Origin of the sequence: Sporocytophaga sp., from assembly GCF_017745095.1 — a bacterium.
Lineage (GTDB): Bacteria > Bacteroidota > Bacteroidia > Cytophagales > Cytophagaceae > Sporocytophaga.
Genome location: NZ_JAGHZZ010000003.1, coordinates 493,821 through 494,050 on the forward strand (window position 1 = coordinate 493,821; position 230 = coordinate 494,050).

Annotated in this window: 1 protein-coding gene; it reads left to right on the forward strand. The window is 30.4% G+C overall.

Features of this window, described 5'->3' with window-relative positions; genetic code table 11:
- Window positions 1-22: 22 nt before the first annotated feature.
- Window positions 23-230, forward strand: a 208-nt coding sequence (locus J7604_RS06990) for a hypothetical protein (RefSeq protein ID WP_293893147.1), incomplete at its 3' end; no start/stop codon positions are given.

The window sequence follows — 230 nt, forward strand, 5'->3', positions numbered from 1 at the left end:
AATATTTAAATTTCCTCAAAATTTGGATAGGCTTAAGAACTTATACTCTGATTATTCTGAATCAGAATTAAAACAGCATCTTAAATCTATTGCATCAAGTGTAGACGTTTATACGCAATCGAAAAGAGAGATACCTGAATTATTTCAAAACGCAGAGTTTGAAATTGAACGTTTTCTACTTAAGGATGCAACGGTCTTTCAGTTTTCTGAACCAATTAATGGTATCTTAT